This window comes from Psychrobacter urativorans, from assembly GCF_904846695.1.
Taxonomy (GTDB): Bacteria; Pseudomonadota; Gammaproteobacteria; order Pseudomonadales; family Moraxellaceae; genus Psychrobacter; species Psychrobacter urativorans.
Genome location: NZ_CAJHBR010000022.1, coordinates 38,180 through 44,179, shown reverse-complemented (window position 1 = coordinate 44,179; position 6,000 = coordinate 38,180). Strand labels below are relative to the sequence as shown.

Annotated in this window: 5 protein-coding genes; all 5 read right to left on the bottom strand. The window is 45.5% G+C overall.

Translation table 11 applies throughout. The features are described from left to right. Window positions 1–114: 114 nt before the first annotated feature. The 5 genes from JMY09_RS12310 to kdpF all read right to left on the bottom strand — a co-directional run bounded on the left by JMY09_RS12310 (window position 115) and on the right by kdpF (window position 5,954). Window positions 115–990 (bottom strand): histidine kinase, encoded by an 876-nt coding sequence (locus JMY09_RS12310; RefSeq protein ID WP_265088022.1) that lies wholly within the window; start codon window positions 988–990, stop codon window positions 115–117. Window positions 991–1,239: 249 nt separating this feature from the next. Next, window positions 1,240–1,902 carry a potassium-transporting ATPase subunit KdpC gene (gene kdpC, locus JMY09_RS12305; protein WP_201623951.1) on the bottom strand — a complete coding sequence of 221 codons (663 nt, stop codon included), beginning with the start codon at window positions 1,900–1,902 and terminating at the stop codon, window positions 1,240–1,242. A 21-nt stretch (window positions 1,903–1,923) separates the two neighbouring features. Further along, window positions 1,924–4,062, bottom strand: coding sequence for a potassium-transporting ATPase subunit KdpB (kdpB, locus tag JMY09_RS12300; RefSeq protein WP_227677310.1), 2,139 nt, complete (start codon window positions 4,060–4,062; stop codon window positions 1,924–1,926). 99 nt (window positions 4,063–4,161) lie between these two features. Continuing rightward, window positions 4,162–5,868, bottom strand: coding sequence for a potassium-transporting ATPase subunit KdpA (gene kdpA, locus JMY09_RS12295; RefSeq protein ID WP_265088021.1), 1,707 nt, complete (start codon window positions 5,866–5,868; stop codon window positions 4,162–4,164). 5 nt (window positions 5,869–5,873) lie between these two features. Then, on the bottom strand, window positions 5,874–5,954 hold the full coding sequence (kdpF, locus tag JMY09_RS14830; protein WP_193032053.1) for a K(+)-transporting ATPase subunit F: 81 nt from the start codon (window positions 5,952–5,954) through the stop codon (window positions 5,874–5,876). Window positions 5,955–6,000 lie beyond the last annotated feature (46 nt).

Genomic DNA, 6,000 nt, shown 5'->3' with positions numbered 1-6,000 from the left:
ACAACTAAGCTAATCGCTTCTAATTTAAATTCTCGGGTATATTGATTGCGTTTGTTGGTCATACTATTTTCCTTCTTTGGGTTAGTATAACCTCTTAGCAGCTGTCCAATTTTATTATGCCACTACAACATGCACCACATACCACTGCGAATGTAAGCTGCTGGCGAGTCTGGCGGCATGACGAATAAGACGTTCACTGTGATCTCTAGTGCTAATGCCGACCAATAACTGATCGGCTGTATTCCAGATCGGTGCGATGCGGGACTGATTGCGATAATCTTGCATGTCAGCGTCGACTAAGTCTGCGGTTCTACGCAATGCCAGCTCACGCAGGGCCATCAGATTGCCCTTACGAAAGAAGTTTTTGATCGCATGTTTAGCTTGGCTTGGGATATATACTTTGCCTTCGTGAAGCCGAGCTAATAGCTCCTCTGCTGGCAAGTCAACTAACACCACCTCATTGGCCTGATCAAAGAACCAATCGGGTAAGGTTTCTTGAACCACTACGCCAGTAATTTGGTTAACCACATCGTTTAAGCTTTCTAGGTGCTGAACATTCAAAGTAGTATAGACCGTAATACCCGCTTTTAGCAGCTCTTCGACATCGTGCCAGCGCTTGGGATGGCGAGACCCTGAGACGTTACTATGCGCTAACTCGTCCACCAGTAAAATGTCCGGATGAATAGCCAACGCCGCATCGATATCGAACTCTTCTAAAATCTTGCCTCTATACTCAATCTTCTGCAAAGGCAGTAAGGTAAGCCCTTCTAGTAGCGCTGCTGTTTCACTACGGCCATGAGTTTCTACAATACCTACTAATACATTGAGCCCATGAGCCTGCGCTTGATGAGCGGAGGACAGCATGTCATAAGTCTTACCTACGCCGGCAGATGAGCCAAAAAATATTTTTAATTTGCCTCTACTAAGAGCATTTTCTTGCTGCTTTATTTGCTGCAATAACTGTTCTGGAGTAGGCCGAATATCATGCATAGCAACCCTCATCAATGACGGATTTAAAGCGTCAATGTCTAATTAGTAATGTGCTCTAGTCATTGCATTGCAAAAACCATACAGCGAGATTGAGAGCCGTTTTTTGTAGCCTCTGTCGGCATCGGCACAGCAAGCCCAAAAGATTTAATCCAGTCTCGCGTCATAAAGCGGTTGATAGTATTTTACTTAGCGTCAACTTTACTTAGCGTCAACTTTACTTAGCGTCAACTTTACTTAGCGTCGATCCTGTTATTCAGCTGAGGCAGCTGAGATCTCATCTAAGGCTAAGTTCACCGACAAGACATTCACCCGTGATTCTCCAAACAACTTAAACTGCTTACCTTCAGTATGATCGTCGATAGCGGTCTGTACTTGTTCAGTACTTAGTCCCCGTACGCGCGCCACTCGGTTCACTTGCCATTGTGCTGCTGCAGGCGAGATATGGGGGTCTAGGCCACTGGCAGACATAGTCACTAAGTCGAGGGGAATAGGGGCTTGATTCTGTGGATCAGCAGCTTTTAGTTTTTGTACTTGTGCGGTGACAGAAGTCGCCAGCTCAGGATTTAAAGGCCCTAGATTGCTACCTGAAGATTGAGTAGCATCATAGCCTTCACCAGCGGCAGAAGGACGAGTCCATAGGTATTGCGCTTCATCAAACTGTTGTCCGATAAGTGCCGAGCCAATCAAGGTGCCGTTTTTTTCTATTAAGCTACCATTAGCCTGGTTTGGCATAGCCACTTGGGCAATAGCGGTCATAACTAAGGGATAGCATAATCCCAAAATGATGCTGAGCAGGATAAACAATAATATAGCAGGTTTAAGCATGGGCATATCAGTAGCAACATTATTTAATGGGTCTGTAGACTCAGTATCTGCCGCTGGCTGGTTATCTAGATAAGAATGGGTTTTCATAGCAGTATTCCTTAGAAATGATTATGCCAAGTGCATTAAATTAATGAGCATATCGATAAGTTTGATACCTATAAAGGGTAGGATTAGACCCCCTAAGCCGTATATCATTAGGTTTCGGCGCAACAGGTTAATAGCAGAGTCTGGTCGATAGGTGACCCCTCGTAGCGCTAATGGAATTAAGAACACGATGATCAAGGCATTAAAAATAACCGCTGATAAAATAGCGCTCTTTGGACTACCTAATTGCATAATATTTAGAACGTTAAGCGCAGGGTAAGTCCCGGCAAAGGCCGCAGGAATAATGGCGAAATACTTAGCAACGTCATTGGCTAAACTAAAAGTGGTCAGGGCACCACGTGTCATCAGCATCTGCTTACCGGTTTGCACCACTTCAATAAGCTTAGTTGGATTGGAGTCTAAGTCCACCATATTGGCCGCTTCTTTAGCCGCTTGCGTGCCACTATTCATAGCGACGGCCACATCAGCTTGGGCAAGTGCTGGCGCGTCATTGGTTCCATCGCCAGTCATGGCAACTAGCTTACCTTGGCGTTGGTAACTACGGATCAGCTCAAGCTTTTGTTCTGGTGTGGCTTCTGCCATGAAATCATCAACCCCAGCTTCAGCAGCGATAGCAGCAGCCGTCAAGGGATTGTCACCAGTGATCATTACTGTGGTGATGCCGATTTTACGCAGTTCAGCAAAGCGCTCCTTGATACCTGACTTAACCACGTCTTTGAGCTCAATAACGCCTAGTATTTGCTGACCTTCTGCGACCAGAAGCGGGGTGCTGCCACGGCGTGCTACATCTTCTACTTGTTGCTCTAAATTACTAGGGAGGCTGCCTCCTTGTTGTTGTACCCATTTTACAATAGCGTCAAAAGCCCCTTTGCGAATATGGCGTTGATCAATATCAGTGCCACTCATCCGAGTTTGTGCAGTAAATTCGATAGTCTCGAACGGCTTTGATTTCCAAACATTCTCATCTATCTCAAAACGGCTTTGCGCTAACTTGACGATACTACGACCTTCTGGGGTCTCATCGGTTAATGAGCTGATAAGCGCTACTTGCGCTAGCAAGCTCTCGCTAATACCGTTAGACGGCAGGAACAAGGAGGCTTGACGGTTACCATAAGTAATAGTGCCGGTCTTATCGAGTAATAGCACATCGACATCACCAGCGGCTTCTACGGCCCGCCCAGAGGTTGCAATCACATTGGCTTGCATCATGCGACTCATGCCAGCTACGCCTATTGCCGATAATAAGCCGCCGATGGTGGTAGGTATCAGACACACCAATAAGGCCACTAAAATGACTATAGAGATGGGTTCGCCCTGATTAGATACCAGCACTGCAAACTGGGAGAATGGCATCAAGGTTACGCATACTATTAAGAATATTAGCGTTAGCGCAACTAGCAAAATAGTCAGGGCAATCTCATTAGGCGTTTTGGTACGTTTAGCACCTTCTACTAAGGCGATCATCCGATCCAAAAATCCTTGACCAGGCGCTTGCGTGATACGGATTATCAACCAGTCAGACAGCACTTTGGTACCACCAGTGACCGCATTAAAATCGCCACCGCTTTCACGAATAACAGGCGCTGACTCCCCAGTAATGGCTGATTCATCGACCGAAGCAAGGCCTTCTATCACTTCGCCATCTGCTGGAATAGTTTCACCCATTTGTACTAAAACAATATCATCTTGATTGAGCTCAGTAGCTTGAACCATAGTAGCCGCTGATAGTTTATCGCTACTAGCAAGCCTACGCGCTTGCACCTCTTGACGAGCCTGTTTTAAGCTCGATGCTTGGGCTTTACTGCGTCCTTCTGCCAAAGCTTCGGCAAAATTTGCGAACAGCAAGGTGAACCAAAGCCAAAAGGCAATCGCTAAAGTAAAGCCAACCCCAGATTGTCCCTCAATTATCATATTGATGGCCAATATGCTCGTCAGCCATGACCCAATATAGACCACGAACATTACCGGATTGCGCCACTGCACTCGTGGATCAAGCTTAAGTAAGGCATCTTTTAGTGCCGGTTTTACTAGCGCAGGATCAAGAATGCCTTGAACCGGTTTTTTTGGTAAATCAGATTGATTAGGGTCTTGTTGCGGTGGCAAACTTATAGTCTGAGTATTAGAATCTAGTGAAATGCTCATGGTCTGTTTTCCTAACATAATCATAAAATTGGGTGCATTCACCCTTAGTTAGGGGAATGCTCGCTTGCCTAGCTCGTTAAACATAAAGCCACTAAGCCCCTAGCTTCCTAACATCCAAATCTGCTCTATGATAGGTCCAAGAGCTAATGCTGGAATAAAAGTCAAGGCGCCAATAATCAGCACTGTGCCCACTAATAGGCCCACAAACAGCGGTGTCGTCGTTGGTAAAGTGCCGTTATTGACTTCAAGTCTTGGCTTATTAGCCAATGACCCTGCTAAAGCCAGTACTGGAATGATCACCCCAAAGCGTCCAAATATCATGGCCAACCCAAGCATAGAGTTATAAAACACTGAATCGCCCGCCAATCCTGCAAAAGCGGAGCCGTTGTTGTTAGCCGCTGAGCTAAAGGCATACAGCACTTCACTAAAGCCATGCGCGCTAGGATTGAATATTCCTGCTTGACCGCTACTAGTCATGACACTAATAGCTGTGCCTAATAACACCGTCATCGGGCCTGCAAGCAAGCCTAGTACTACCATTTTTATCTCGAATGGCTCGATCTTTTTACCCAAATATTCTGGAGTGCGTCCAATCATTAGTCCTGAGACAAATACCGCCAATATGGCAAATAAAAGCATACCGTAAAGACCTGCTCCGACACCTCCAAACACTACTTCACCTAACTGCATCTGCAACATCAACCCAAAGCTACCCATAGGCGTGAATGAATCATGCATAGCATTTACAGCACCACAAGAGGCGGCAGTAGTAATAGTGGCAAACAACGAGGAGGCCACGATACCAAAGCGCACTTCTTTGCCTTCCATATTGCCACTGACATCAGCAGCAGTTAAGCCCGAAACTTGTGAGGTTAACCAAAGGTTGCCAGCAAGTTCGCTACTCACAGTTAACGAGTACATACCTATGAATAACAAGCTCATAGCCGCTAATATTGCCAACCCTTGTTTGAGGTTACCGCTTATTTTACCCAGACAAAAACACAGCGAAGTTGGAATAAGAAAAATAGCTAACATTTGAATTAGATTAGAAAAAGGGGTGGGGTTCTCAAAGGGGTGCGCAGAGTTAGCGTTAAAGAAGCCGCCGCCATTTGTACCTAACATCTTGATGGCTTCTTGTGATGCGACTGGTCCTAAAGCGATAGTCTGAGTATCACCTTGTAGGGTTTGCACATCGATATAGGCTGATAGGGTTTGTACTACCCCTTGGCTCATTAATAACAGCGCAATCACTGTGGCTATCGGTAGTAGGATATAGAGGTTACAACGCCATAAATCTATCCAAGCATTACCGATATGAGCACTTTTTTTGGCTATCAGGCCACGCATTAGTGCAAAAGCGACGGCAATCCCAGTGGCTGCTGATAAAAAGTTTTGTAGAGACATGCCCATCATCTGAGTCAAGTAGCTCATCGTGCTCTCACCACCATAAGCCTGCCAGTTGGTATTGGTCATAAAACTAATGGCAGTGTTCATAGCCAAATCCCAACTAACTGCGCTCATGTTAGCGGGGTTTAGCGGTAGATTGCCTTGCATAAGCTGCAATACAAACAATGCCAAAAAACCAATGATATTAAAAAGTACGATAGCAAGAGCATACTGTTTCCAAGTCATACCCTCAGCACGGTTACCTTGAGCATTACGCCCAAGCATACCCAGCGCCCCAAAAATTCGCGATTCAAAACGCGATATGGGCGCCTGCATTTTTTGCATGATATACCCTGATAAAAAATAGCCTAGGGTGAATAAAATCAGCAGATAAATGATCAGTTGTGATGCGGCGTACATGGTCATCAGAAGGCCTCCGGTTTAATCAATACATATAGCAAATACACGAACAAACCGAGGGCAATAAACCCTGCAAACACTTCCATAGCACACTCCTAAAATCATAGTAGAGATCAGCTAATAGCTAGTTAG